Origin of the sequence: Planotetraspora mira, from assembly GCF_016863275.1 — a bacterium.
GTDB classification, from domain to species: domain Bacteria; phylum Actinomycetota; class Actinomycetes; order Streptosporangiales; family Streptosporangiaceae; genus Planotetraspora; species Planotetraspora mira.
Window position 1 is genome coordinate 19,098 of record NZ_BOOO01000005.1, and the last position, 25,677, is coordinate 44,774.

At 68.3% G+C, this 25,677-nt stretch carries 19 protein-coding genes; 4 read left to right on the forward strand and 15 right to left on the reverse strand.

Features of this window, described 5'->3' with window-relative positions:
* Positions 1-9: 9 nt before the first annotated feature.
* The 13 genes from Pmi06nite_RS06215 to Pmi06nite_RS06275 form a co-directional block, all read right to left on the reverse strand.
* Positions 10-1,203, reverse strand: coding sequence for a CehA/McbA family metallohydrolase (locus Pmi06nite_RS06215; protein WP_239113709.1), 1,194 nt, complete (start codon positions 1,201-1,203; stop codon positions 10-12).
* Positions 1,200-2,270, reverse strand: coding sequence for an ABC transporter ATP-binding protein (locus Pmi06nite_RS06220; protein WP_203951891.1), 1,071 nt, complete (start codon positions 2,268-2,270; stop codon positions 1,200-1,202). Before Pmi06nite_RS06220 ends, Pmi06nite_RS06215 begins: the two co-directional genes overlap by 4 nt.
* Complete coding sequence (locus Pmi06nite_RS06225) at positions 2,270-3,088, reverse strand: carbohydrate ABC transporter permease (RefSeq protein WP_203951892.1); 819 nt, start codon at positions 3,086-3,088, stop codon at positions 2,270-2,272. The genes Pmi06nite_RS06220 and Pmi06nite_RS06225 overlap by 1 nt, the downstream gene beginning before the upstream one ends.
* A complete protein-coding gene (locus Pmi06nite_RS06230) occupies positions 3,085-4,011 on the reverse strand; it encodes a carbohydrate ABC transporter permease (RefSeq protein ID WP_203951893.1) in 927 nt (308 codons plus the stop codon). The genes Pmi06nite_RS06225 and Pmi06nite_RS06230 overlap by 4 nt, the downstream gene beginning before the upstream one ends.
* Positions 3,986-5,380, reverse strand: coding sequence for an extracellular solute-binding protein (locus tag Pmi06nite_RS06235; RefSeq protein WP_239113710.1), 1,395 nt, complete (start codon positions 5,378-5,380; stop codon positions 3,986-3,988). Before Pmi06nite_RS06235 ends, Pmi06nite_RS06230 begins: the two co-directional genes overlap by 26 nt.
* 419 nt (positions 5,381-5,799) lie before the next feature.
* Positions 5,800-8,775: a glycoside hydrolase family 2 TIM barrel-domain containing protein gene (locus tag Pmi06nite_RS06240; RefSeq protein ID WP_203951894.1), complete on the reverse strand. Its 2,976-nt coding sequence runs from the start codon at positions 8,773-8,775 to the stop codon at positions 5,800-5,802.
* Positions 8,776-8,813: 38 nt separating this feature from the next.
* Positions 8,814-11,543, reverse strand: a complete 2,730-nt coding sequence (locus tag Pmi06nite_RS06245; protein ID WP_203951895.1) for a glycoside hydrolase family 38 N-terminal domain-containing protein — start codon at positions 11,541-11,543, stop codon at positions 8,814-8,816.
* A gap of 50 nt (positions 11,544-11,593) precedes the next feature.
* Positions 11,594-12,451: a carbohydrate ABC transporter permease gene (locus Pmi06nite_RS06250; RefSeq protein WP_203951896.1), complete on the reverse strand. Its 858-nt coding sequence runs from the start codon at positions 12,449-12,451 to the stop codon at positions 11,594-11,596.
* Positions 12,448-13,395: a carbohydrate ABC transporter permease gene (locus Pmi06nite_RS06255; RefSeq protein WP_203951897.1), complete on the reverse strand. Its 948-nt coding sequence runs from the start codon at positions 13,393-13,395 to the stop codon at positions 12,448-12,450. The genes Pmi06nite_RS06250 and Pmi06nite_RS06255 overlap by 4 nt, the downstream gene beginning before the upstream one ends.
* Before the next feature lie 7 nt (positions 13,396-13,402).
* On the reverse strand, positions 13,403-14,755 hold the full coding sequence (locus Pmi06nite_RS06260; protein ID WP_203951898.1) for an ABC transporter substrate-binding protein: 1,353 nt from the start codon (positions 14,753-14,755) through the stop codon (positions 13,403-13,405).
* 180 nt (positions 14,756-14,935) lie between these two features.
* The gene (locus Pmi06nite_RS06265; RefSeq protein WP_203951899.1) at positions 14,936-16,177 is read right to left on the reverse strand and encodes an ROK family transcriptional regulator; all 1,242 of its coding nucleotides are present in this window, start codon (positions 16,175-16,177) and stop codon (positions 14,936-14,938) included.
* Positions 16,178-16,414: 237 nt separating this feature from the next.
* The gene (locus Pmi06nite_RS06270; RefSeq protein WP_203951900.1) at positions 16,415-17,251 is read right to left on the reverse strand and encodes an SDR family oxidoreductase; all 837 of its coding nucleotides are present in this window, start codon (positions 17,249-17,251) and stop codon (positions 16,415-16,417) included.
* On the reverse strand, positions 17,248-17,535 hold the full coding sequence (locus Pmi06nite_RS06275) for an antibiotic biosynthesis monooxygenase family protein (protein WP_203951901.1): 288 nt from the start codon (positions 17,533-17,535) through the stop codon (positions 17,248-17,250). The genes Pmi06nite_RS06270 and Pmi06nite_RS06275 overlap by 4 nt, the downstream gene beginning before the upstream one ends.
* Positions 17,536-17,597: 62 nt before the next feature.
* Here Pmi06nite_RS06275 and Pmi06nite_RS06280 point away from each other — a divergent pair, with 62 nt between their 5' ends.
* From Pmi06nite_RS06280 to Pmi06nite_RS06295, 4 genes are all read left to right on the forward strand, one after another.
* On the forward strand, positions 17,598-18,050 hold the full coding sequence (locus Pmi06nite_RS06280) for a MarR family winged helix-turn-helix transcriptional regulator (protein ID WP_203951902.1): 453 nt from the start codon (positions 17,598-17,600) through the stop codon (positions 18,048-18,050).
* Between the two features lie 373 nt (positions 18,051-18,423).
* A complete protein-coding gene (locus tag Pmi06nite_RS06285) occupies positions 18,424-19,806 on the forward strand; it encodes an FAD-binding oxidoreductase (protein WP_203951946.1) in 1,383 nt (460 codons plus the stop codon).
* A gap of 59 nt (positions 19,807-19,865) precedes the next feature.
* Complete coding sequence (locus tag Pmi06nite_RS06290) at positions 19,866-20,492, forward strand: TetR/AcrR family transcriptional regulator (protein ID WP_203951903.1); 627 nt, start codon at positions 19,866-19,868, stop codon at positions 20,490-20,492.
* Positions 20,493-20,532: 40 nt separating this feature from the next.
* Complete coding sequence (locus tag Pmi06nite_RS06295; RefSeq protein ID WP_203951904.1) at positions 20,533-21,636, forward strand: SGNH/GDSL hydrolase family protein; 1,104 nt, start codon at positions 20,533-20,535, stop codon at positions 21,634-21,636.
* 162 nt (positions 21,637-21,798) lie between these two features.
* Here Pmi06nite_RS06295 and Pmi06nite_RS06300 read toward each other — a convergent pair whose 3' ends face one another.
* Both Pmi06nite_RS06300 and Pmi06nite_RS06305 read right to left on the reverse strand, forming a co-directional pair.
* Entirely contained in the window at positions 21,799-23,775 is a 1,977-nt protein-coding gene (locus Pmi06nite_RS06300) for a phosphocholine-specific phospholipase C (protein ID WP_203951905.1), read from the reverse strand.
* Between the two features lie 22 nt (positions 23,776-23,797).
* Positions 23,798-25,564 (reverse strand): endonuclease/exonuclease/phosphatase family protein, encoded by a 1,767-nt coding sequence (locus Pmi06nite_RS06305; protein ID WP_203951906.1) that lies wholly within the window; start codon positions 25,562-25,564, stop codon positions 23,798-23,800.
* Between the last annotated feature and the right edge of the window lie 113 nt (positions 25,565-25,677).

Below are 25,677 nucleotides of genomic sequence, written 5' to 3' on the forward strand. Positions count from 1 at the left end.
CGGCGCGTGTCACCCGCATATGGCCATGACCTCGTTCTCATACGTTTCCAGCCGATGCCGCCCCTCACCCGCCGGGACGAGCACCCGCTCACCGCGGATCACCTGCCGGTCGCCACCGGGACGGACCAGGATCAGCCCGTCGGCATCGAGCGCCAGCAGTTCGTCGCCGAGCCTGACGAGCAGCGGCTCGCCGGGGCCCGCCGAGATCGCGGTGCGTCCGGCGGCCAGCGCCTCGAAGATCGAGCCGGTGTCCTCGGCCAGCACCCACGTGGTGGGCTGACCGGGAAGCCCGTCCTCGCCGACCTTGTGGAAGTCGCTGGCGCCGATCGCCACCAGGTCGGGGCGCCAGGCGTCGGCCCAGGCCAGGGGCGCGCCCCAGCGCCGGTCCCACCAGCCGGAATGCCACACCTCGGCGATGCGCGGCCGCTCGGTCACCGGCTGGAGCCAGGCGCAGTCGCCCCCGAGTGGGTGATTGATCGAGATGAGGCCGCCCTCGCGGGCCGCGTGCCGCATCCAGGAGTCGACCGGCTCCCGGAAGTCGACCCAGCCCACGTCGCCGAACACGTTGGCGTGGCCGCGGTCGGTGGTGACCTCCTGGCCGGGCAGCAGCGTGATGCCCCGGTCCTTGCCGACACCGGCCAGATACGGGTGGTGGCTGGTGGTGTTGTGGTCGGTGACCGTGAGGAAGTCGAGCCCCCGGGAGGCGGCCAGCTCGGCCAGCGCGGGGATGGTCAGCGAGCCGTCGCTGTGCAGGGTGTGGGCGTGGAAGTCCCCCGCGAACCAGCGCAGGCCGTCCACATCGGGGACGTCACGGCGCGCAGGACGCTCTCCGAGAGGCGGCTCCTCGGCGACCGGCTGCGCCGGAACGGCCGTCGCGGTGGTGATCTCCAGCGAGTAGTCGAGTCCCTGCGGCGGCACCCGGTGCAGCCGCAACCACACCTGCCAGGTGCCGTCCTCCAGCGAGCCCGGCAAATAGCCGGGCGTCGCCCACTCCTCGGTGATCGTGTACTCGTCGCGCGCCCCGCCGGACCAGCCGCGGAAGCCGTCCGGAGAGGCGCACCCGAGGTCGAGCACCCCGAGCGACCTGTCGAAGCGCAGCTTGACGGTCACCGCCCGAGTCCCGGCGGGCACCTCGAACGGCACCTCGCGCAGGATCCGCTCCAGTCTGTCGTCGAGGCTCCAGTGCCCGCGGATCACGGTCACGCCGACACCAGCTCGCCGTCGCGGTAGATCAGGGCCCGGTCACGCCGTGGCAGCGCGTAACCCTCGTCGCCGATCGCCGGCTCGTGACCCTCAGGCACGACGGCCTGGACGAGCACCCCGTTGACGTCCAGAGTCACCAGATAGGACGCCCCCAGGTTCTCCACGATCGACACGTTTCCGCCCAGCGAGCCGTCCACGGGCTCGGCCGAGTAGACGTTGTACTCGGGACGCACGCCGTAAACGATCTTCTCTCCGTCGTGCAGCAGGCCCTCGGCCGACTGCGGGACCGCCAGCTTGCAGCCCGTCACCTCCAGGGTGTCGGCACGGACGACCCCGTCGAGCAGGTTCATCGGAGTCGAGCCGATGAACCCGGCGACGAAGGTGTTCGCGGGACGCTGGAACACCTCGGCGGGGGTGCCGATCTGGCGGATGTGCCCGGACTCCATGACGGCCATCCGGTCGGCCATGGCCAGGGCCTCGGCCTGGTCGTGGGTGACGAAGACGGTGGTCACGCCGAGTTCGTGCTGGAGCTTCTTGAGGAACGTGCGCGCCTCGAGGCGCAGCCTGGCGTCCAGGTTGGACAGCGGCTCGTCGAACAGGAACGCCTGTGCCTGTGTCGCCATGACGCGGGCCAGCGCGACGCGCTGCTGCTGACCGCCGGACAGCTGGCCGGGGCGCCGGTCCATGAGTTGCTCCAGGCCGAGCCTGGCGCCGACCTCGGCGGCCTTCTGCTGGCGGGCCGCCCTGCCGACCTTCTTGATGCGCAGCGGATAGGCGATGTTGTCCGTGACGTTCATGTGCGGGAACAGCGCATAGTCCTGGAAGACCATGGCGATGTCCCTGGCGCCCGGCTGGAGACCGGTTACGTCGCGGTCGCCGATGACGACGGCCCCTCCCGTGGCGGTCTCGAGACCGGCGATCGTGCGCAGCAACGTGGTCTTGCCGCATCCGGACGGGCCGAGCAGGGCGAAGAACTCGCCGTCGGGGATGGCCAGGTCCAGCGAGTCGAGCGCCTTCACTCCCCCGGGATAGACCTTGGTCAGGCCCCGCAGTTCGATTGCGGACATCAGCGCTTGATCCCTCCGTGGAAGCGGAAGCCGTACTTCTTGCTTACGAACAGGTACATGAGCACCACAGGCACCGAGTAGAGCAGGCCGAATGTGGCCAGCAGCTTGATGTTGGCCTGACCGCCCTCGGTGTACAGCGTGTACATGATGACCGCGGCAGGCTGCTTGTCCACGTCGCTGAGCAACAGATACGGCATCAGGAAGTTGCCCCACACGTTGGCCACGGCCCAGACGGCGATGGTGGCCAGGCCCGGCCGTACGAGGGGGACGACGACGTGACGGACGATCTGCAGCGGCGAGGCCCCGAAGACGCGGGCCGACTCCTCGTAGGACTTCGGCGTCGAGTCCATGAAGTCCTTCATCATGAAGATGGCCGCCGGCAGCAGGCCGCCGGTCATGATGAGGATCAGCCCGAGTTGCGAGTCGATCAGATGGAGCTCGACCGCCAACTGGAACAGCGGCACCATGGCGGCCGTTCCCGTGATGATCGACGAGAGCAGCAGCAGCGTGTAGAGCAGCGCGTCACGGCCCGGCAGGTGGACCCGGCTGAGCGCGTACGCGGCCAGGGCCGCGAACACGACCACGAGTACGGCGGTGCCCGCGGCCAGCAGGACCGAGTTCCACAGCGAGCCGAGGGCGTAAGGGTTGTCGAGAATCGCCCGGAAGTTCTCGGACGTGAAGTCGGGCAACCGCACCTTGTACGTCGGGTCCGACGTGAATGGCGCGGATGCCAGCCACAGCAGCGGAACGGTGAAGAAGGCCAGCAGCACGGCGATCAGTACGTAGAAGCCGATCCGGTGCAGCACGAACCGTGTCATTTCTTACTCCGCAACAGCCGCAGGTAGAACACCGCCACGACCAGATTGATCAGCAGGATGACGGTGGAGACGGCGGCGCCGTAGCCCAGCTCGCCGCCTTGCAGCGCCACCTGGTAGACGTGGACGGCCAGCACCTCGGTCTTGCCGTCGGGCCCGCCGGCGGTGAGCAGGAACGGTGTGAAGTCGTTGAACGTCCACAGGCTGATCAGCAGCAGGTTGGTCAGCACGTGTCCCCTGATGTGCGGGAACACCACGTCACGGAGCTGCTGCCAGCCGGAGGCCCCGGCCAGCCGGGCGCTTTCCAGATGGGAGGGCGGCACGTTGCCGAGCGCCGCGCCGTACAACATCATCGAGAAGGCGGCACCGCGCCAGATGTTGAAGATGATGATCGACAACATCGGGTGGTCGAGCAGCGGCGCGAAGTCCTGCGAGTGGAGCAGCGTGTTGAGGGTGCCGTCGTCACGGTCGAGCAGAGCCACCCACAGAAACGAGACGACGGCGCTGGGCAGGATCCACGCGAGGATGACCAGCCCCTCGACGATCCGCTTGAGCGGGCCGGTGCGGTCACGCATGATCCAGGCGAGCAGGAAGCCGAGCACGACCTGCCCGATGACGGCCGAGCCGAGCACGAACTCGAACGTCAGCCAGGTCGAATTCCAGAACTCCGGGTCCGTCAGAGCCTTGACGAAGTTGTCGAACCCGACCAACTGGGGCGCGGCGGCGGCCGCGCCGGTGAGGCGGTAGTTCGACAGGCCGAGGTAGAGCACCCAGAGCGCGGGGAACACGAGGAAGAGCGAGATGAGCGCCAGAGCCGGCGCGACGAACGCGCCCGCCCTCAGCCTGCCCAGGCCCGCCGCGTCCGCGCTGTAGCGGCGGGCCTTCGCGTCGTCGAGGACCTCAGGAGGCAACGTTGCCTGCGCCACCGACGATTCCTTCGAGCTTCGCCTGGTAGTCGGCGGCGGCCTGGTCGGGCGTCTTGCCGCTGACCACTTCGGCGGTGGCCTCCTGGAGCGCCACGGACACCTGCGTGTAGGCGGCGACCGGCGGCCGGAAGGCCGTGAGCGGCACCACCTTGTCGGAGATGTAGGTCAGGAGCGGCTCGCTCGAGAGGATCTCCTTGTTGACGTCGGTGCGCGGGGTGATGCGCACGTTGCCGTTCTTGGTCTCCTCCTTCAGCCCGTCGGGCGACAGCGTGAACGCCGCCAACTCGAACGCCTCCTTCGGGTGGGCGCTGTTCGGGTTGACCGCGCGCAGCGCGCCGCCCGACATGCTCACGAAGTCCTGGCCGTTGATGCCCTTGCCGGGCTCCTCGGCCGGGATGAGCGCGTAGCCGACGCTCTGGTCCCGGTCGGCCATCTTGGCCACGCCGGTCTCAGGGTTGAGCACGCCGCGCCAGAGGTAGTCGCTCTCCAGCAGGATGCCGATCTCGTTGCCGGCGAACTGCTGGAAGGACTTGTCGCGGCCCTTGGCCTCCTGCTGGAGCTTGGGGTCGCCGAGGCCGCTGCCGCCGTAGATCTTCTGGTAGAAGCCGAGGGCGTCCTTGAGCGGCTGGGACGCGCCGGTCCACTTGCCGTCCTGCTGCAACTGGCCGCCCGCGCCCGCGAGGAGCGGGAGGACGCCCTGCATGGTGGTGGCCTCGCCCATCGCGGTGCCGGCGTTGATCTGAATCGGCACCGGAACGCCGGCCGCCTTCAGCTTGTTGCCGGCGTCGAGGATCTCCTGCCAACTCTTGGGCTGCCAGTCGGCCGGCAGTCCGGCCTTCTGGAAGAGGGTCTTGTTGAAGTAGAGGACCCGCCCGTCGGTGCCGACCGGCAGGGCGTACTTCTTGCCGTTGTAGGTGGCCAACCCCTGGACGGACTGAGGAATCTGCGCCCAGCCGTCCCAGTTGTCGGCGTCGGCGCCGACAACGTCGGACAGCGGCTTGAGGTAGCCGGCCTCGGCGAACTCACCGGCCCAAATGCCGTCGAGGTCGAAGACGTCCGCGCCCTTGCCCGACTTGAGGTCGAGGGAGAGCTTGGTCTTGTACTGCTCGTCGTCGACACCGCTCGGGACGAACTTGACCGTGACGTTCTTTCCCTTGGCCTTCTCGGCGGCCTCGAACTTCGGAATCACCCAGTTGGTGATGTAGTCCGCCGCGGCCGCGTTCTTGCCACCCGAGATGGAGTTCTGAGCGATCGTGAGCTCGATCGTGTCCCCGCTGCCGCCATCGGACGACTGACCGCAACCGGTGAGCCCCAACCCTGACGCGACGACGACCACGGCCGCGCCCATCAACCTATTCCGTAACCTCATGTAACGCCTCCGACGCATCCCATATCCCAGGAGGAACTTTGCCAATATGTCATGTCATATTCATGACGTGAAGACTTGTCATAATCGGTTGCACAGCTGAAACTCACATGCAACAGAGAAGAAATCTTCCGCTCCTGACGGGCAGTCTTCTTAGAAGCGCCACCACCCACATTCGCCCAGCTCATAAGCCATTCATCAAACCTCCGGACCGCTGAATCACGCCGGTGACACGGTGCCCCGCCGGGTTACGAGTGCGTGACTCCGGCGGACATCGATGCCACCGATGTCACGGCGGCCGCGGCCGCCGTGACGGTTCCCTGCCGCGGTCGAGCGGACGCGGACGTCTCATCCGGGTGCCGCAGGACGGTGTCGTCCGGCCTCGCGATCGGGCGCCGGAATGGAGGGAGTGAACTGCGCGGCTAACCTGCTGTGATGCGCAGCCTGATCGTGCGGGCTTCAGGGCGAAGCGCGAACTCAGGCCACACATCCGGTCCACAGGCCCGTGAGCCGAGCCCGTGCTGGGCCGCGTCGACGAACAGGTGACTTGTCGTCGAATCCGGCAACTCGAAGGGGTGACCCGCCTGTGCGATCTGCTGCGGGGTGTGGCGGCTGAGCGTGAATCCGGGGCGGCGTCCGTGCGTGTCCGGGAATGTCTCGATGCGCAGCACCTCGGCGCCGGCGCTCGTCAGCGTCAGCTGTCGCAGCTGGGAGCGGTGTCCCGTCTCCTGGGGTCGCGCGTAGTCGACCGAAAGGTCGCGGATGCTCGAGGAGAAACGACCGGTACGTGCCGCGCGGATACTGTCGGGGTAGGACTCGAGCGGGCCGAGGCCGAACCACTCGGCGCCGTCGACGGGGGCGGCGCCATCGGGCAGATCGAAACGAATCCCGATCCGCGGCCACACCGTCAGCCAGCCTCTCGAGGGCTCGATCTCCACACGTAGCTCGAGTTCGTCGCCCACAAGCGACCAGACAGACTCCACGATCACCGACAAGGCGGAGTTCGCCGCGGAGACTTTGGCGATCGTTCGCAGGGCGTCCGCGGTGCGCTCCACGGACAGTCGCCGCGTGGTCAGCCGGTCGAGGCCGTCGCGACGCCACAACTCGGCGTTGGAAACCCCGGAGAGGCTCGCGTCGCTCTCCTCGACCTCCTGGGTCGCGCCTTCGTCGTTGTCGGTCGGGGCACGGAACAGTTCCAACCGCGGGCCCGCCACAGCACGGCCGGCGAGGCTTACGAGGGACCCGTCGACGAACTCGGCGATTCCGAGCGTCAGCGTTCCGTCGCTCCGCCGCCAATCGGTTTCGCGCCGGACGGCAGGCACGGGACGACGCGGCGAGCGGTCCAGTTGGGCGGTCGCGATCACATGCCCGGCGTGCGCCCACGCAGTCTCAGCGGCCAGTACCGCATCGATGGTGAGCCACGTCTCCGCGTCCTGGGTCACCGCGATCCGCGGAAGGGGCACACGCGCCGACTCCCCCGCCGCGACGACGGGGACCTCCATGTCCCCGGATTCCACGAGAGTCCCGTCGTGCTCGACACGCCAGCGGAAGCGCAGGTCGGACATGTCGGCCGAGTGCCGCAGGTTGGCGATCGCGACTTCGTCGCCGTCGAAGGTGAAGCGGACCGGCTGCACGACCGCCTTGTACTCATGAAGGCTGGGAGTCGGGACGTCGTTGCTCAGGAGCATTCCGTCCATCACGAAGTTGCCGTCGTGAACGACCTCTCCGAAGTCGCCGCCGTAGGCGTAGAAGGGCGTCCCATCCGGGGTCGTCGTCAGGATGCCGTGATCGCGCCATTCCCAGATGAAGCCGCCGTGCAGCCGCGGGTGCTCGTGCACCAGCGCCTCGTACTGGTCGAGCGCTCCCGGCCCGTTGCCCATCGCGTGGGCGTACTCGCAGAGCAGGAACGGCTTGGTACGCTGCCGGGCGCCCTGCGCGGGGGTGCAGTTCAGCAACGGCGCGCGCGAGCCGTCGGTTCCGATCTGCTCAGTCTCGAGGACCGACGAGTACATACGCGAGTAGACGTCGGTGTATTCGCCGGCGTGGTCGCCTTCGTAGTGCACAGGTCGCCCGGTGTCGCGGGCGTGGACCCACGCCGACATCGCCGCGAGGTTGCTGCCGGTTCCCGCTTCGTTGCCGAGCGACCAGATGACGATGCTGGGGTGGTTCTTGTCTCGCTCGACGGTGCGCCGGATGCGGTCGAGGTACGCCTCACGCCACGCCGGGTCATCGCTGGGATTGCCGACCCAGTCGAGGTCGCCGAAGCCGTGCGTCTCGAGGTCGCATTCGAGGATGACCCAGAATCCGAGTTCGTCCGCGAGGTCGAGCAGTCGTGGATGCGGTGGGTAGTGGCTGGTGCGGATCGCGTTCACGTTGAACCGCTTCATGCGGGCCAGGTCTTCGCGGGCGTGCTCCTCGTCGAAGACGCGGCCACGCTCGGGGTGCGTCTCGTGGCGATTCATCCCGTGGAACACGACGCGGCGGCCGTTGACCAGGAACCGGTCGCCGCGGATCTCGACCGTGCGGAAGCCCACCCGCATGGCGATGCTCTCCGCGGCCGTCGACACGGTGACGTCGTACAGGCGAGGCTGCTCGGCCGACCAGGGCTCCACATCGTCGACCTCGAGCGGGGCCACGTCGGCCGCGGTCGCCCAGACCTGCTCGATGCCGAGTTCGGGGAGGCGGAGGGTGACCGGGAACGCCGCCGCGTCGGCGGTGATCTCCGCCTCCACCTGTCCGCGCCCATTGTCGAACCCGGTTCGCAGCCAGACGTCCTCAATGCCTCCGACCGGCCGTGCGATCACGGTGACGTCGCGGAAGATGCCGGGCAGCCACCACTGGTCCTGGTCTTCGACGTAGCTGGCCGCCGACCACTGGTGCACGCGTACGGCGACGACGTTGTCGCCCGGGCGTACGGACGAAGTCACGTCGAATTCGTGGGCGAGCCTGCTGCCGCTGGCGCTGCCGATCTCGTCGCCGTTCACCCACACCTTGAACAGCGACTCGACACCGTCGAACCGCAGCACGACGCGCTCGGCTTCCGACCAGTCGGCGGGCACCTCGAAGTGACGACGGTAGTCGCCGGTGGGGTTCTCATCGGGCACATGGGGCGGGTCGATCGGGAACGGGAACTGCACGTTCGTGTAGATCGGTCGCCCGTAGGCTCCGTCACCCTGGAGCACCCAGTGCGAGGGCACCGGGATGTGGTCCCAGCCGCTGTCGTCGAAGCCTTCGGCCGCGAAATCCTCTGCCACCGACGCCGTCGGCGACAGACGGAAACGCCAGAGCCCGTTCAGCGAACGAGAGGGAGCGTCGGAGTGCAGCCACGACCGCGCAGGGCGCAGCGCGCCGCGCTCTGGCGCGGTGTCCGAGACATACGCGGAAGGTTGGGAGGGCACGAGATCACAGCTCCTTCTCGATGGCAAAGGGATGTCGCCTACCGGACCACGACCGTCCGGATCTCCCACGGGCCGAGGGCGAGTTCGAGTCCGTCCGCGGCCGGCGTGGTGGAGAGCGGCCGGCCGAGCAGGTCGACCGTGGTGGCTTCGGTGAACACGCCGGTCACGCGGGCGGTCGATCCGGTGTCGCTCATCGCGACCAACCGCACCTCGGTGCCGGCACCGCGCTCGTCGTCGGCGACGCGGCGGATGCTCGAGACGAGGATGTCCGCGCCGTCGACCCGCACGCCGGTCGCGTCGGGGGGAAGCTGACCGTCGGCGGGCGCGGTCCCGCGGGCGACCAGCACGTCGTTGCGGAAGTCTTCGGCGAGCGCGACCGCGTTCGCGCCCTGCCAGCCGGTCGCCGAAGGCACGACGGCGAAGCGGTTCTCGATGCGCACGCCGAGATCTTGCGCGCCCGGTGCGGGGATCTCGCTCGCCGCGGGCTCGTCACGGAGTGGATGGATGTTGACGCTGATCGAGCCGATCGCGCGCAGCAGAGTGATGGCGAGTTCGGAGCCGTCGCCGACGAGTTCGTACTCGGTGGCGTGGTCAAGCAGTACGTTGGCGGCGCCGGCCGACACGAACGTGCTCGCGGGGAAGGTCGGGATCGGGTATTCGCCCCAGCCGCCCTCGGCGGTGAGCCCACGCTCGGTGACGGCGAACTGCCCGGCGGACGCGGACACGGACACCGGCTCGGGCAGTGGCACGTGGAAGCGCAGCCGGTGGTCGGCGGACCGGTTCAGGAACGACGTGGAGACGCGCACGAACGGCTCACCCGCGCGCACCTCCACGAGTGTCTCCACCGGGGTCGGCACCGTCTCGCTGTTGCGAAGGTCGCGCTCGGAGGAGAGCGCGGCAGGCCATTCGTAGACGCGGGTGACACGCATCCTCGAACGCAGCGGGCCGTTCTCGAGGAGTTCGACGGCGACCTCGGCCGGCTCCGACACGAGCACATCCCGTCCCGGCGGAGCGTAGTTGTAACTGTCGCCGCGGTCACCGCCGTCGACGAGACGGCCGACTCCGTGGAGCACGGTCCCGTCGGCCCCGGTCACGTCCAGGGTCCCGTCTGCGGCGATCGCGACCTCGACCAGTCCGTTCGCGAGCGTGCGCCCCGTCGCCGTCGCGGGTGCGAACGTCGTCGACGGTGCGGCGGCCTGGTCGCCCGGCTGGACCCGGAAACTCGCGAGCCCGGAGGCGGGGACGTCCACGGGCACGAGCGCGGTCGCGCGAGCTTCCTCCAGCGTCAGCACCCTCCACTCGCCCGGATGCGCGGCGGCCGCGGCGGCGACCTCCCTGCGCAGGATCAGCAGGTCGAACGGTCCGCTGGTCGGCACCTCCGCGAGGTGGAAGACGAGCGATCCCGGGGTGAGTTCGTAGTGGTCGATCAGACGGCCGAAGAGCTCGCGGCGATGGATGCGGCGCAGCACACGTTCGAGCTGCGAGGCGTCCATGCGCTCGTCGCTGAGCACGGTCGGAGCCTGGGAGGTCAGCTGCACGGGATGCGCCGAGCCGTCGGCGGCGGTCGCGACCAGAACGGTCCCCTCGGGCGGGGCCACGACATCCACCTCGACCAATGCCGTGCGCGGGAACGGCAGCGGGTTGGCGACCAGGTAGCCGTCACTCGGCACCAGGGTGGCAGGCTCGGCGAGGGCCGCGTCCCGGACCGCCCGTGCGGCGTGCGTGGCTTCGGCGAGACGCGCTTCGACCTGATCGGAGGTCTCGTCGGTGCCGGAGCCGACGACCGAGTCGTGCGCGGACGACTCGATGATCTTGTGCCACGCGAGCGAGAGGAACGGCGAGTCGTCGCGCCGGGACCACAGGGCGTTCACCCGCTCGGCGTGGTCGACGGTGCGCTCGGCGACGGCCATGCGCTGCTTGAGCGCGAGCCGTACGGAGAGCACGCCCGGGAGGATGTTGCCGCGCACGTGGCTGCGCAACTCGCCGGTGACGACGGCGGAGACCTCGTCGCGCACGTGCTTGCGGATGTACTCGTCGAGCGTCGCGATGGTGATGGCGCGCTCGTCGCTGGACGCACGCCGCAGCCAGGTCGCGAGTTGCGGGTCGGGCGCGTTGTGGTCGGTGCCGGCCATCGCGAGCACCGGGTCGCCGCCCCACCGCTCGACCGTCATCTCCGCGTACTCGCCGAGCGCGCGCCGGATCTGGTCGGGCACCAGCAAGACGTCGAGGCCGTTGTCGTAGCCGTCGAAGAGGAACTCGGTGCGCACTTCGGAGCCGTCGGGAGCGCGCCAGCGGAAGGCGTGACCGTCGACGGAGCCGGGGACACCGCGCCACAGCGCCGCGTGCTCGATTCCGGCGCGCGCCAGGATCTGTGGCATCTGCGCGACGTGGCCGAACATGTCCGGCAGGTAGCCGATGGGCATCGAGCCGCCGAGGTCCGCCGCCGCCGCCCATCCCATCTGCAGGTTGCGCACGATGGTCTCGCCGGAGCACAGGAACTCGTCGAGCAGGATGAGCCACGGCCCGATGGCGAGCCGGCCCTCGGTGACCAGGGCCGCGACTCGATCGCGGTTCTCCGGCCGCATCTCCAGATAGTCCTCTATCGCGGCCATCTGCCCGTCGACGGTGAACCGGAAGTCCGGGTTCGCCTCGGCCGTCTCCAGCACGGTGTCGAGAGCGGTGACAAGCCGGTGCCGGAACACCTGAAAAGGCTCATACCATTCCCGGTCCCAGTGGAAATGGGGCACGAAGACGGCGGAGTTCTGCATGAGGAGAGAGGACCTTCTTTTGATGGGACGTGGGAGAGCGAACAGACGGGTTACTTGATCGAGCCGGACGCGAGCCCGGTGCGCCAGAACCGCTGCAGGAGGATGAACACGATGATCACGGGCACGATCGAGACCAGCGCGCCGGTGATCACAGATTCCTGAAGGAGCGAGACCCGGGCGGTCTGACCGTTCCACTCGTAGAGGCCGAGCGTGATCGGGAAGAGCGACTCCTTCTGCAGCATCACCATCGGCAGGAAGAAGTTGTTCCAGATGCCGACGAACTGGAACAGGAAGATCGTCACCAGCGAGGGCGTCAGCAGCTTGAGCGCCACCGAGAAGAACGTGCGGAACTCGCCGGCGCCGTCCAGGCGCGCCGACTCGAGGATCTCCTCGGGGACGGCGGCGGCGGTGAAGATGCGGGCGAGGTAGACGCCGAACGGGCTGACGATGCTGGGCAGGAACACCGCGAGGTAGGTGTTGACGATCCCGGTGGCCGAGAACAGAAGGAACAGCGGGAGCGCGAGCGCGGTGGTGGGAACCAGGACGCCGCCGAGGATGACGGAGAACAGGAACTCGCGGCCCCGGAACTTGAACTTGGCCAGCGCGTAGCCGCACAGCGCGGAGATCAGGGTTCCCACGGCCGCGCCCAGCACCGCGTAGATCACGCTGTTCAGGGCCCACCGGCCGAAGATGCCGTCGCTGCGGCTGAACAGGGTGCCCAGATTCTTGAACAGGTCGAAGTGCGAGAACGCCAGCCCGAAGGTGGAGGCGAGGTCGCCCTGCGGTTTCGTCGCCGCGACGATCAGGAAGTAGATCGGCAGCAGGAAGTAGATCGCCAGGAGGAACATCAGAGCCATGACGGCCGTACGGCTGACGCGGCTTTCGCGCATCGCGGTCTGGTTGCTCACAGTCCGGCCCTCTTCGAGGTCAGTCGCATGAACCCGAAGCTCAAGACGAAGGTGATGACGGCGATGACCACGGAGATCGCCGCCGCCTGCTGGTAGTTGTTCCCGGAGGCCACCGCATACGCGAGCATGTTCGGTGTGAACGTGCTCGAGATGTTCGAGGAGATCTGGCGCAGCACGGCCGGCTCGGCGTAGAGCTGCAGCGTGCCGATGATCGAGAACACCGTGGTGAGGATGATCGACGGGGCGATGATCGGGACCTTGATCTTCCACGCGATCGCCCAGTTGCTCGCACCGTCGAGCTTGGCGGCTTCGTAGAGCTCCTGCGGGATCGCCTGCAGCGCCGAGAACATGATCAGCATGTTGTAGCCGGTCCACAGCCAGGTGGAGACGTTCGCCGCCGACCACAACACGGCACCCGGGCCGAGGAAGTCGGGCTGGAGGCCGATGGCTTTCAGCAGGTCGACGACGGGGCTGAGCTGCGGCGAGTAGAGGAACGACCACATGATCGCGGCGATGACGCCGGGCACGGCGTACGGCATGAACGCCGCGATGCGGAAGAACGCCTTCAGCTTCAGCAACGGAGTGTCGAGCAGCAGCGCCATGATCAGCGCGACGAACAGCATGACCGGCACCTGCACGATGCCGAACAGTCCGATACGCCCGATGCTGGACCAGAACTCCGTGTTCTGGAACACCTGCACGTACTGGTCGAAACCGCCGAAGGTCGTGTACGAGGTGCCGTACTGGCCACCGGTGCGGCGCACGACGAGGAAGCTCTGCCCGATCGCGTAGGCGATCGGCACCAGGTAGAACAGCACGAACGGAAGGAAGAACGGGATCAGGAACGCGGCGATGGTGCCCGCCCGGGGGCCGCCGCCGTTGTGACGACTGCGGCCTCCGGTCGTTGCCACCACGCGGGTCCCGCGGGTTGCGATGTCAGTCATGCTGAGGTCAGTTGCCCGCGACAGCCGGGATCGCCTGATCCTGCATCGACTTCAGCGCGGCCGCCTGGGCGGCCGTGAGCGCGTCGGCGAGCTTGCCGTCGCCGGCCGTCGCCTTGGCCAACGCATCCTGAAGCGCCAGGTTCACCGTCTTCTGGGTGGGCCCCCAGGTGAAGCTGGTGTCGATGTTCTTGGACGAGTCGGCGAAGACGTCGAAGATCTTCTCGTTGTTGTAGTACGGGACGCCCTCAGCGAGCGCGGGAAGCGCCGAGCCGGCGGTGGCCGCCGGGTAGAGGCCGCCCAGCTTGTTCTCCAGCGCGAGCGCTTCCGGGTCGGTGTTCAGCCAGGAGTTGAACTTGACCGACTCGTACAGGTGCGTGTTGCCCTTCATGAACGCGACGGTGGATCCGCCCCAGTCGCCCGACGCGGCGCTCGAACCCCACGTCGGCATCGGGACGATCGTCCACTTGCCGGACTGGTCGGGCAGGTTGTCGCGGAACATGCTGTAGCCCCAGGCGGCGCCGACGTAGGTGGCGATCTGGTTCTTCTGGTACGCGGCGTACATCGGGGTCGAACCGTGGGCGAGGTCGGTGCGGACGAGCTTGGCGTCGATCAGCTTCTGCCAGTACTCGGCGACCTGCTTGCTCTGGTCGGACTCGACCGTGACATGCCACTTGTCGCCGGCGTAGCCGTACATCTCGGCGTTGTTCTGCCAGAGGAGCCCGTTGAACCACTCGGCGTTGTTCGGGTCGAAGAACGTGATGCTGAGGTTGGGGTCCGCGTCGTGCAGCTTCTGCGCGTCCGCCGCGTACTCGTCCCAGGTCTTGGGGATCTCGAGGTCGTGCTTCTTGAAGATGTCGCTGCGCACGTAGAGGGCCATCGGGCCGGTGTCCTGCGGGAAGGCGAACACGCCGGTGTCGCCGAAGCTGGTCTGCGACCAGGTCCACGGCACGAACTTCGACTTGGCCGCGGTGGCGTCCGCGCAGGCCGAGGCGTCCACGAAGGCGTTCTGGGTGCGCAGGTCGGGGAGCTCGTCGTAACCGACCTGAGCCAGCTCCGGCGCCTTGCCCGCCTTGAGGGCGTTGCCGATGGTGCCGTACTGGTCGTTGGAGATGTTCTTCATCTCCACCTGGATGTTCGGGTTGTTCTTGTTCCACAGGGCGACGACCTGGTCCATGCCCGGAACGGTGTTCCAGTACTGGAGGGTGACGTTGCCCTTCGCCGGCTCACAGGCGGCTGCGGGTGCGGCTGCGGCCGCGTCACCCGACGGAGCGGGCGACGAGCACGCGGCGAGTCCGGCGATACTGGCTGCCGCGGCGACGACGGCACCCGCGATGCGGATGCGCGTGGCTGTGTTGCTCATATTTTCCTCAGAGAACGACTAGCGACGGCGCTAGACGGGTCGACGTTGACACCTCAGACAAGTGGATGCCATCCGGTTGGACAGGACGCAACGGTGCCGGTTCGAGCGCCGAGCTCCGTGGCGGGAATTAGCAAATCATGTTGTCTAATTGCCCGCAACACTTTGTGAGGACAAAGTTGCTCACTCCGCCGCGAGGAGCAGGGCGGACGGCCGGGGCGAGAAGGTGTTGTCGAGCACCAGAGTCGCTGCTCCGACGGCGGCGACGTCGACGGGGATCGCGGACTGGGCGAACCGGATGGGGTGCGGCGGGATCAGGGCGGGATCGCTCCGCACCGCGTCCGGCAGCGCATCGAGGATCACCGGGGAGACGCGCGCCCAGAACGGCCCGCCGAAGATGACCTCGTCGATGTCGAGAAGGTTCACGATCACCACGATCGCGCGCGCCAGAGAACGTGCGGCGTCGGTCAGAATCGCGTTCGCTTCGGGGTTCCCAGTGGCGGCGAGGTCCGCCAGTCTGCTGAACGCCGCATCCACGTCGACCATGTGTTCGAGGTTGCCGGCCTCGGCCACCGAGAGCACGCCGTCGAGCACCGCGCGTTCGACGAGCGCCCGCGGAACGGTGATGTACCCGACGCAGCCGCGCCGGCCGCAGGTGCACACCGGACCTTCGGGGTCGACGGTGATGTGGCCCGCGTCGCCCGCATTGGAGCTGATGCCGCGAACGACCTCACCCGACACCGACAGGCCGGTGCCGAGACCGGTGCCGTAGTACATGAACGCGAAGTCGCGACTGCTGCCGGGCCCCGCGAACCACAACTCGGCGACGACCGCGGCCGTCGTGTCCTTCTCCAGCAGCACGGGCAGGCCGGTCGCCTCGGCGAGGGCGCGCCGCAAGGCCACCCGATGCCAGTTGGGCATCATCGGCGGGTTCAAGAGCACGCCGTCGTCGACGTTCACCGGACCGGGCGACGCGATGCCGATGCCGAGGATGCGGGACCTGTCGACGGCGGAACCCGCGATGAGCGCCTCGATCGCGTTCGCCATCTCGTCGATGATCGCGCTCGGGTCTCCCGCGGTCGGCGTGCCGGTGCGTGAGTGGTCCCTGACCGTGCCGGACAGGTCGACGAGGACGTAGGTCACCGCTGCGGGATCGATGTGCACCCCGACCGCGAAACCGCCGCTCGGGTTCAGTTTGACGACCGCCGCCGGCTTGCCGGGACCGCTCGTGCGGGTGCCGTGCTCGTCGACGAGACCGGCATCGAGAAGGCGCCGGCAGACCTTCGTCACCGTCATTCCGCTCAGGGCGGTCAGGGCTGCGAGTTCGGACCGGGTGATCCCCTCCGGGCGCCGGCGGATGGCGTCGAGAACGACCGTCTGGTTGTACTCACCGACGGCGGGAAGGTTTGTTCCCGTGCGATCCAAGGCTGATCTCCCCACGCGCTGTGGCCCGTCGAAAGCCTAGCGGTTTGTACTGAGTGGAAATCGAACGCTACGTCGCGATGACGATTGGTTTCACCCTCGACGGCGTGCCCTCCCCCGACATGTCTCGCCGTCTCACCGCGGCAGGCATCCACACCGGCGCCTCAGCAGTCGCCTCCGCCCGCTGTGACGCGGCGGGCCGGTGGAGTCGGCCCGGAAGCCCGGTCCGATGGTGCGGCCTCATCCGCCGATCTGGTCGGCGTAGTCGCGGGCGAACTGGGCGAACGTCCTGCCCGGACGGCCGGTCACGGCGGTGAACGTGGGCGTGGTGTAGTCGCCCCAGCCCGCGTCGTAGGCCTTCAGGTATTCCTTGGTGACCTCCGCGTCCCACTCCTTCATCCCGGCCTTCAGCAGCACGGGGTAGGCGTCGTCCGGGCTCAGCGGCTGGTAGGTGATCGGCCTGCCGTACACCTCCGACAGCGTGTCCGTCATGTCCCGCAGTCTGACCGCCTCCGGTCCGGTGACCGTGTAGGTCTCCCCCTGGTGGCGCCCGGGGTCACGGAGCACGACGGCGGCGAAGTCGGCGATGTCCCGCACATCGATCATGCCGACCCGGCCCTCCCCGGGTGCACCGTAGAAGGTGTCGCCGTTGACCGCGCCGAGAATGTTCTGCATGAAGTACGCCGGGCGGATGACGGTCCAGCCGAGGCCCGAGGCCGCGAGCTCGATGTCCGACAGGACGTGCAGCCGTCCGTTGCGGGTCGGTGCGTCGTGCCCCGCGCCGATGGCCGACATGCGGACGATGTGCCGCACGCCCGCCTTCTTGGCCGCCCAGAGTGCGTTGCTGCTGGCGTGCGGGGAGTCCGGGCCCATGGCGGTCAGCTGCCACACCGTGTCCACACCCTCGAACGCCTGGTCCAGCGTCTCCGGGTGGTGGAGGTCGCCGACGGCCACCTCGACATCTGACGGCGCCTTGGCCCTGTCACGTACCAGCACCCGCAGGTCCGCTGTGCCCCGCAGCGAGCGCAGCACCTCTTTGGAGACGGTGCCGTTGGCACCGGTGATCAGGATGGTCATCGCAATGTCCCCTCTTCCGTGGAAACGAGTTCGTCGATCAAGGCGAAGAAGGCCTGGATCCCGGGCAGATTGCCGCCCTTGGTGCGCGAGGCCGCGAAGTCGGCCGGCAAGCGCCACTCCACGATGTCCAGCCATTCGCCGTCGGGCAGCTGAACGAGCTTGGCGCCGAGAAACCCGTCCCGGTCGGCCTGGAAGTCCGCGATCATCCCGCCACGGGCGGCCAGGAGCTCCGCCGTGTGCTCGGGAGAGACCCGGAACCTGGTGATTTCTACTGTCGTCGTCATGCCATGACGATATAGTAATAATCAGTGACGGTCAAAATTAGTGACTAAATGCGAGGCGTGCAGTGCGTAGGAGCGAGCGCAAGCGTGAGGTGCCCGACTTGGGGATCCTGTCCAGCCGGACGCTGTTCAGCGTGCAGAAGGAGTTGTTCTCCCGGCTGTCGGAGACAGGGCACTCACAGGTCAGGCCGCGGCACGGGGCCGTGCTGGCCTACCTGGACGTGGAGGGGAGCCGGGCCTCCGACCTGGCCGCGCAGTCGGGCCAGCACAAGCAGGTGATCGGCACCCTGGTGGACGAACTCGTGGCGCTCGGCTACGTGGAGCGCCGGCCTGATCCCGCCGACCGCAGGGCCAAACTCATCGTGCCCACCGAACTGGGCCGCGATCACATGGTGAAGTCGGACGCCCTCCTCGTGGAGATGGAGGCCGAGCACGCGCGGGCGGTCGGCGAGGAGGCGTACGCGGAGTTCAAGCGCGTCTTCCGACTGGTCGCCGAGCGCCAGACCAGGACGAAGTGACCATTACTGACCCCGCCGCGGGTCAGGTCCGGCGGAGGGGCATCACCAGGTAGTGGAGGGCCGGCTGGGCCGGCCGGCCCAGCCCGGACCGACTGAGGTGCCGAGGACCTCGCGGTGGCGCCGGCGCCGTCCTCGGCATACCGGTTCGGGGTTGTAAGCGCACCCAAAATCGGTATGGTGGTACCGTATTGTTATGCTGATCGCGTAGCGGTCGGCTTGAACAAGACGCAGGGCGGTCGACAAGGACTGCGGATCGCATGCCGGGCGGCCTCCACACATTCGCCGGGCAGTAGACGACTGCCTCCGACGCGCCTGCGGTCATCGGCACCCGGCTCGTACCGGCTCCGCGAGTCACGATCAGAAAGACATCACCATGCCCCTCCGTTCGAGTTCCTTGCTGCTCTCCTCCGTCAAAGGGCCCGTCCTCTTCCCGGAAGACGACGGTTTCGCCGACGAGGCGTCGGTGTTCAACATGTCCGTCGCTCATCACCCGCATGTGATCGTCGGCGCCACCGACGTTGCGGACGTCCAGGCGGCGGTGCACTTCGCCAGGGACCAGGATCTCCCCGTCGCGGTCCTCAACACCGGGCATGGTCCTTCCGTGTCCGTTCCCGGAGAAGCCGTCATGATCACCACGCGTCGTATGACGGAGGTGAGCATCGACAGTGCGACAAGGACCGCACGGGTCGAAGCCGGCGTCCGCTGGGGTCAGGTGGTGCAAGAGGCAGCCAAGGTCGGACTCGCGCCTCTCGCCGGCTCCTCACCGCAGGTCGGCGTCGTCGGTTACACGCTCGGCGGCGGGGTGAGCATCGCGTTGGGGCGGGCCTTCGGCTACGCGGCCGACCATGTCCTGGCGATCGACGTCGTGACCGCGGACGGCCGGCTCCGCCATGTCACACCGCATTCCGACGCGGAGTTGTTCTTCGCCCTGCGCGGCGGGAAGGGCAACTTCGGCGTCGTCACCGCGATGGAGTTCAGCCTGTTCCCCGTGACGGAACTGTACGCCGGGGCGCTGCACTTCCCGGGTGAGAACGCACGCGCCGTGCTCCATGCCTACCAGCGGTTCACTGCCACGGCGCCCGATGAGGTGACCTCGTCGATCGTCTTCCTGCGCGCGCCCGACCTGCCGTTCATCCCCGACTTCATGCGCGGGAAGCTCACCGTCACCATACGGATCTCCTACCTGGGTTCGGCAGACGACGGTGAAGAACTGGTCGCCCCGTTGCGGGCGGCTGCGCCGGTACTCGCCGACACCATGGCCATGATGCCCGCCGCGCACATCGCCGCCATCACCAATGATCCGACCGAGCCGGGCGCCGCCGTGGAGCATTTCGCCATGCTCGACGCATGGTCCCCGTCAGCCACGGAAACGATCCTGGAGGTCGCCGGACCGGATTCCGGCTCGGATATCACCATGGTCAACCTGACGCATCTCGGCGGCGCACTCGGAAAGGCTCCGGAGCAGGCCAACGCGGTGGGACGGCGTGACGCCGCTTACGCCGCGTTCGCGTTGACAGCGGTCATGCCCGGCGATGACGGCGGCCACAAGGACATGGGCCTGGAACTGATCGACAGGCTCAGTGCGTCCGAAGGCGGCCGGAAACACCCCAGTTACCTCTCGCCGGCCGACGCCTCCGTCGAGAGCGTACGGCTGGCGTACGACGAGCCGACCTATGAGCGGCTGCAGGCGGCGAAGACCGCGTACGACCCGCGCAACGTGTTCCGCTACAACCACAACATCCCGCCCCTGGCATAGTCGCGGAACGCCTGCTCGCGGGTTTTGACCGCCGTCAGGCACAAAAGTATGGTACGGCCATGCCTATAGCGAACCGGAAAAGGCGTGCGGGCGGGGAGAAACGGACTCTCGCCCTGGACGCGGTGACAGACGTCCTCGCCGAACGCGGCTATGAAAACACCCGTTTCGCCGACGTGTCGGCTGCCAGCGGTGTCGCGATCAGCACGCTGCAGAACTACTTCGGTTCGCGTGAGGACATGGTCATCGAGGCCATGGGGCTTTCCGTCGATCGGGAGGTGGCAGCCCTGGAAGCAGTGGCCGCCGCTGAACGTGATCCATGGGAGCGGCTGGTCGCCATGATCGATCGGAGCCTGGATCATTCCGATCGCACGCGCCGGATGCTCGTCGAATTCTGGCGGTCCGCCATGCGGGACGACGAGCTTCACGCGTACAGCACGACAGTGCAACAGCGCTACCGGGCGCCCTTTCTGGCCGCCGTAAGGGAAGGCGGTGAGCAGGGTGAGTTCACCCTCACCCATGAACCCGACGACGTGACGGACTTCCTGCTCTCCGCCCTGACCGGAGCCGTCGTCTCCCGGGTCCTGCACCATCCCACGCCGGCGCCCGCCGACTACCGTGGTGTTCTGCTGGCCCAACTCCGCGTGATGCTGGGACTCCATGGTGCGAGCCCCGCATCTCGCCGGTGAGAAACTCCACAGCTCACGCGAGGATGAAAGAGCAGCGAGCATGATTTGGACGGCCGGCTTCCGCACCGCAGTGATCAGTCCTTATGGGCGGATCCAGTTCGCCGAACCGCGCGGCTTCGCCGACCAGACGGTGCGTCAGGTGCTTCACATGGCCGGCGGAGGAGAACTTCTCCGTGTACGCCTGACGAACCGCTACGGCCGCACGCCCTTGACCATCGCCGCCGCGACGGCCGCCACCGAGCACGGGCAGGCCGACCTCACCGTCGACGGATCCGCGAGGCTCACCATCCCGCCGGGAGAAGAGACCGTCAGTGATCCGATGGATCTGCCCATCGCCTCCGGCGACGACCTGTTCCTCAGCCTCTATCTCCCTGAGGAGACAGGTCCGGCCACCTATTCCCACATGCCGATGGAGACCGCTCACATAGTCGGCGGCAACCACGTCACGTCTCCCGCGCTGCCTAAGGCTGAGCGGGTGGGCGCCAGGTTCTACGTCTCAGGCGTGGACGTGCTCACCTCGGACCACACCCCGATCGCCGTGGCGTTCGGAGACTCCTGGTTCGAAGGGGTCGGCACGACGACCGGCGCGAACAATCGCTCCGTGGACTTCCTCAACCGGCGCCTGAAGCGGGGATGGGTCGTCAACCAGGGCATCGCCGGGAACCGCCTCCTGAGGAACGAGGTCGGCGAGCACGCACTGGCGCGCTTCGACCGCGACGTTCTCTCGATTCCGGGCCTGACCCACGTCCTGGTGCACTTCGGCATCAACGACCTCGGCCTCCCCGGCCTGTCCGGCGAGCCTCCCGCCACCCCCGAGGCGCTCATCGAGGGCTTCAAGGCCCTGGCCCACCGCGCTCACCGGGCCGACCTGAAAATCCTCGCCGCCACCATCGGCCCCTTCGCGGGTGCCGTCCCTCCCGGGTTCAGCACCCCCGAGGGCCTCGCCGCTCGACGCCAGGTGAACGACTGGATCCGTGCCACCGACACCTTCGACGCCGTCTTCGACGTGGCCCGAGCCGTCGAGAACCCCGAAGACCCCGACTACATCCACCCCGCCCTGGACAGCGGCGACGGCATGCACCTCAACGACAAGGGCGCCCAGGCCATGGCCGACGCCGTAGACCTGGAGACCCTCGCCCTCTAGAAACCTCGTCCTTCGCCCACTGAGGACGATGCCGATCACGTGCGGCACATCCCCGCCACGTCACCGCAATGACGGGCGGGACCGGGCACGGTGTCGGCCACCGCGCCCGGCCCCGCCTGCCGTACGGTCAGACCCGCCGTACGGCCACAAGGCGGTGGACGGTCAGACCTGGTGCACGGTGCCCGCGTAGCGCTGGGCGAAGCGGGTGCCGGTGCTCGCGCTGACGGTGAAGTCGTACCGGCCGTCATCGGTCCGCCACGTCGTCTCGGCGTGCCGGCCGGGCCCGACCCAGACCGTCTGCGCCTTGCCGTCGAAGTCGTTCGGCGTGATCGTGAAGGCGACCTCGGTGCCGCCGTCGTTGACCAGCTTCAGCTCGATCGAGGCCTTCTCCGGGCGCCCCATGTGCCGCAGCTTCGCCTCCACGGACGGCACCGCCACGTCGTCCTGGCCGTCCCGGACGACCGTGCCGGAGAAGCGCCGGACGAAGCCGTCGGCCCCCTGCACGGTGAAGTCGTACCGGCCGTCGGTCTTCGTGGTGTCCCACACGTAGGTGCGCGAAGAGCGCGGCGGGACCGTGAACGGCGTGCCGACGAAGGGCAGCGCGATGTTCGGGAGCACGGTGAAGTGGAAGCCGACCGTGCCGCTGTTGGTCAGCTTGCAGCTGACCTTGCCGCTCGCCCGGTCCACCGAGACGTCCGCCCAGGGCAGGTAGGGCAGCGGACGGTGCGGACGGTCCCCCGGCTCCTGTACGGCCATGGCCTGCTGGCCGGCCGCGGGGACCTTCACCCCGGGCAGCGAGTTGTTCGCGTCGGCCTTGGCCATGAGCGCCACCGTGTCGGGCAGCCGCGGGATGCTGTAGTCGGGCTTGCTGAAGTCGAAGCAGCTCGTCAGGTCGCCGCAGACGGTGCGCCGCCAGTCGGAGATGTTCGGCTCCTTCACCCCGGTGATCCGCTCGAGGAATCGCAGCACCGAGGTGTGGTCGAAGACCTGGGAATTGACCCAGCCACCACGCGACCACGGCGAGACGGCCCACAGCGGAACCCGGCTGCCCAGTCCGATGGACTTCCCGCCGGCGAACTCGTCCGGCGTGCCCGGCTCGGGGAACGGCGGGATGACGTGGTCGAAGTACCCGTCGTTCTCGTCGTACATCAGCAGGAAGACGGTGTGCTTCCACACCTCGGGGTTGGAGAACAGCGACTGCAGCGCGGTGTTCACCCAGTGGGCGCCGTAGTCGGGGCTGGCCGCCGGGTGCTCACAGAACAGGTACGGCGCCACCAGCCACGAGACCGTGGGCAGGGTGCCGTCCTTGCAGTGCTGGTCGAACGCGGTCAGGTCCCACTTCGTCATCGCGTTGATGTACCGCGGGTCGTCCTTCGGGAACGCGTGGAACTGCTTGAAGTACGACAGGGCGTTGTCGTCGTAGTCGCCGTTGCGGTCGTCCGAGCCGTCCGGGTTGTGGTAGACGCGCCAGGTGACGCCGGCCTCTTCCAGCCGCTCGGCGTACGTCGTCCAGTCGGCCACCGGGTTGTCCGTGACCGGCGTGTTGTCGGTCCAGGGGCCGGTGGTGCCGTCCACGCCGGGGCCGGCCGTGCCGGTCCACAGGTAGAGCCGGTTGGGGTCGGTGGGCCCGTTCTGGGAGCAGAAGTAGCCGTCGGCCAGGGTGAAGGCGTCGGCCAGCGCGTACTGGTAGGGGATGTCCTCACGGGTGAAGTACCCCATGGTCCGCTCGCCCTTGGCGTTGACCCACTTGTCCATGGCGCCGCCGTCGACGGCCGTGTGACCGGTGTCCCAGTCGTGCGGGAGGCCGCCGGCGTTCTGCGCGTTGTACTTGGTGGTGTCCATCCGGAAGGGCAGCAGATGCCCCTCTGGGCGCCCTCTGTCGGGCTGCTGGAACACCGAATCGCCGTTGGGGAAGACCAGCGCCTGGCGGTCGCCGAAGCCCCGCGCCCCGCTCAGGGTGCCGAAGTAGTGGTCGAAGCTGCGGTTCTCCTGCATCAGGATCACGACGTGCTTCACGTCGGCGATGCTTCCGTGTTCGTGGTCGGAGGCTTCGGCCGTGCCCGTCATGGCGGGCAGGGCCGCCACCGCTCCGGCCGCCGCGGTTGCGCCGATGAAGGCGCGACGACTGATGTCACTCATTGGGGAGATTTCCTTAGGTCGGTCAGCCGCGGGCGGCGTTGAGGGAGAAGGTGACGACGGCCGCGGCGTGGTCGGACGGCCAGCCGTTGGCGGCGGTACCGGGCACGGGCTGCGGCCAGCCGGTGAACAGGGAGTGGGCCTCGACGACCTTGAGCGATCCCCGGTACTGGACCTGGTCGACGCGGTCCTGCGGTTCCGCCTTCCCGCCCTCGTTGGTCGGCCGCACCGGCGACCAGGTGATGCCGGGGTCCTTCGCGGGGTTCGAGTTGACGTCGCGGAAGGCGTCGGTCAGACCGCCATGCTGGAGCGCGTCTGTGACGGGCCAGCGGAGCTTGCCCACGCCCCCGTGCGCGGAAGCCGTACGGGACGTCCAGTCCAGGTGGGACGGCGAGGCGAGGCCCGCCGCGAGGACGACCGGGACGTCGGAGGCGAGGTCGTGCTTCATCGCGGCCAGCAGGGCCTGAACCTGCTTGTAGCGGAGCGTCAGCTTCTCCGCGGCCTCCACCTGCGCCGCCGTCTTGCCGGCCGACAACGCGTACGGGCCGTAGTCGGCCTCGTCGAGCTGGGCCGTCCACAGCCGGATCGTGCGGCGGCCGGGCAGGGTGACCGTGACCGCCGCGGCGGGCAGGGCGGCCGTGGGGGCCACGACGGAGCCGAGCGGATAGCGGCTGACGATGCCGAGGCTGCCGTCGCTCTGGTAGGACTGCCAGCCCAGCGCCTTGGCGAGCGCCTGTGCGACGGTGCCGCCGGTCTCCTGCAGCGCGAGGACGTCCAGGCCCTGGGTGAGCACGACGCGCATCAGCTTCTCCAGGAAGCCGTCGACGTGCGATCCGCCGTCCCAGACGTTCAAGCTGGCGATCTTGACCTGGACCCGGTCGTCGCCCCCGCGCACCGGCACCTGAACCCTGAGGGTGTCGCTGCCGATCACGCTGTCCTGCACGCCGACCACGAGTTGCCCCGGCGTCCTCAGCGGGAGGACGGGCGCGGTGCCGGTGACGTCTCCGCCGGCGGTGACGGACAACCAGGAGGGGCCGCTGATGCGGCGGAAGGCGGCGGAACCGGCCGCATTGCCCTCCGGTCTGATCCAGAGCCCGCCCAGGTGGAGGGAGACCGCCGAGCCGGCCGTCTGCGGGGCGGCGGTGACGGCGTCGACCACCGCGTGGGGGCGCGGGATGACCGGGCGGACGCCGAAGCTGAACGGGCTGGTGCGGGCGAGGATGCCGTAGCCGTCCTTGGCCAGCAGGTAGGCGGTGTAGGGACCGCCGCTCAGGCCGGAGGTGTCCAGGGTCATGTCGCCGGAGGCGCCGGGGGTGTACTCCCACACGATCGAGCCGCCGTTGCCGGGCTGCCGGTCGCCGTCGTAGATCCCGATCCAGTTGGTGGGGTCAGGGGTCTCGGTGGTCCAGTGGAAGGTCAGCTTGTCGCCCTCGAGCGGGGCCGTCGGCGACGTGAGCACGATGGTGTCGGTCTGCGGGCCGGCGAAGCTGAACGGGGCGCTCTGCGCGAGGATGCCGTAGCCGTCCTTGGCCAGCAGGTAGGCGGTGTACGGCCCGCCGCTCAGTTTCGAGGTGTCCAGCGTGAGGTCACCGGAGTCTCCGGGGACGTAGGCCCACACGGGCGCGGTGCCGGTGCCCGGCTTCCGGTCGCCGTCGTAGATTCCGATCCAGTTCTTCGAGTCGGGTGCGTCCGTGGTCCAGTGGAAGGTCAGCCGGTCGCCCTTCTGAGGGTTGGCCGGAGAAGTGAGCGTGACGGAGTTCCCGCCGGTCACGGCACGTGAGAGGGGTGACACAGGTACGGTCCTCTCTGCCCGGACACCGCGTGTGCGATGCCGGGAGTGAGCAAGTTGTCTATATAACTTGCTCAAGTAAGCCCGCTCCGGACGGCGTGCTCGTGAACGTCGGG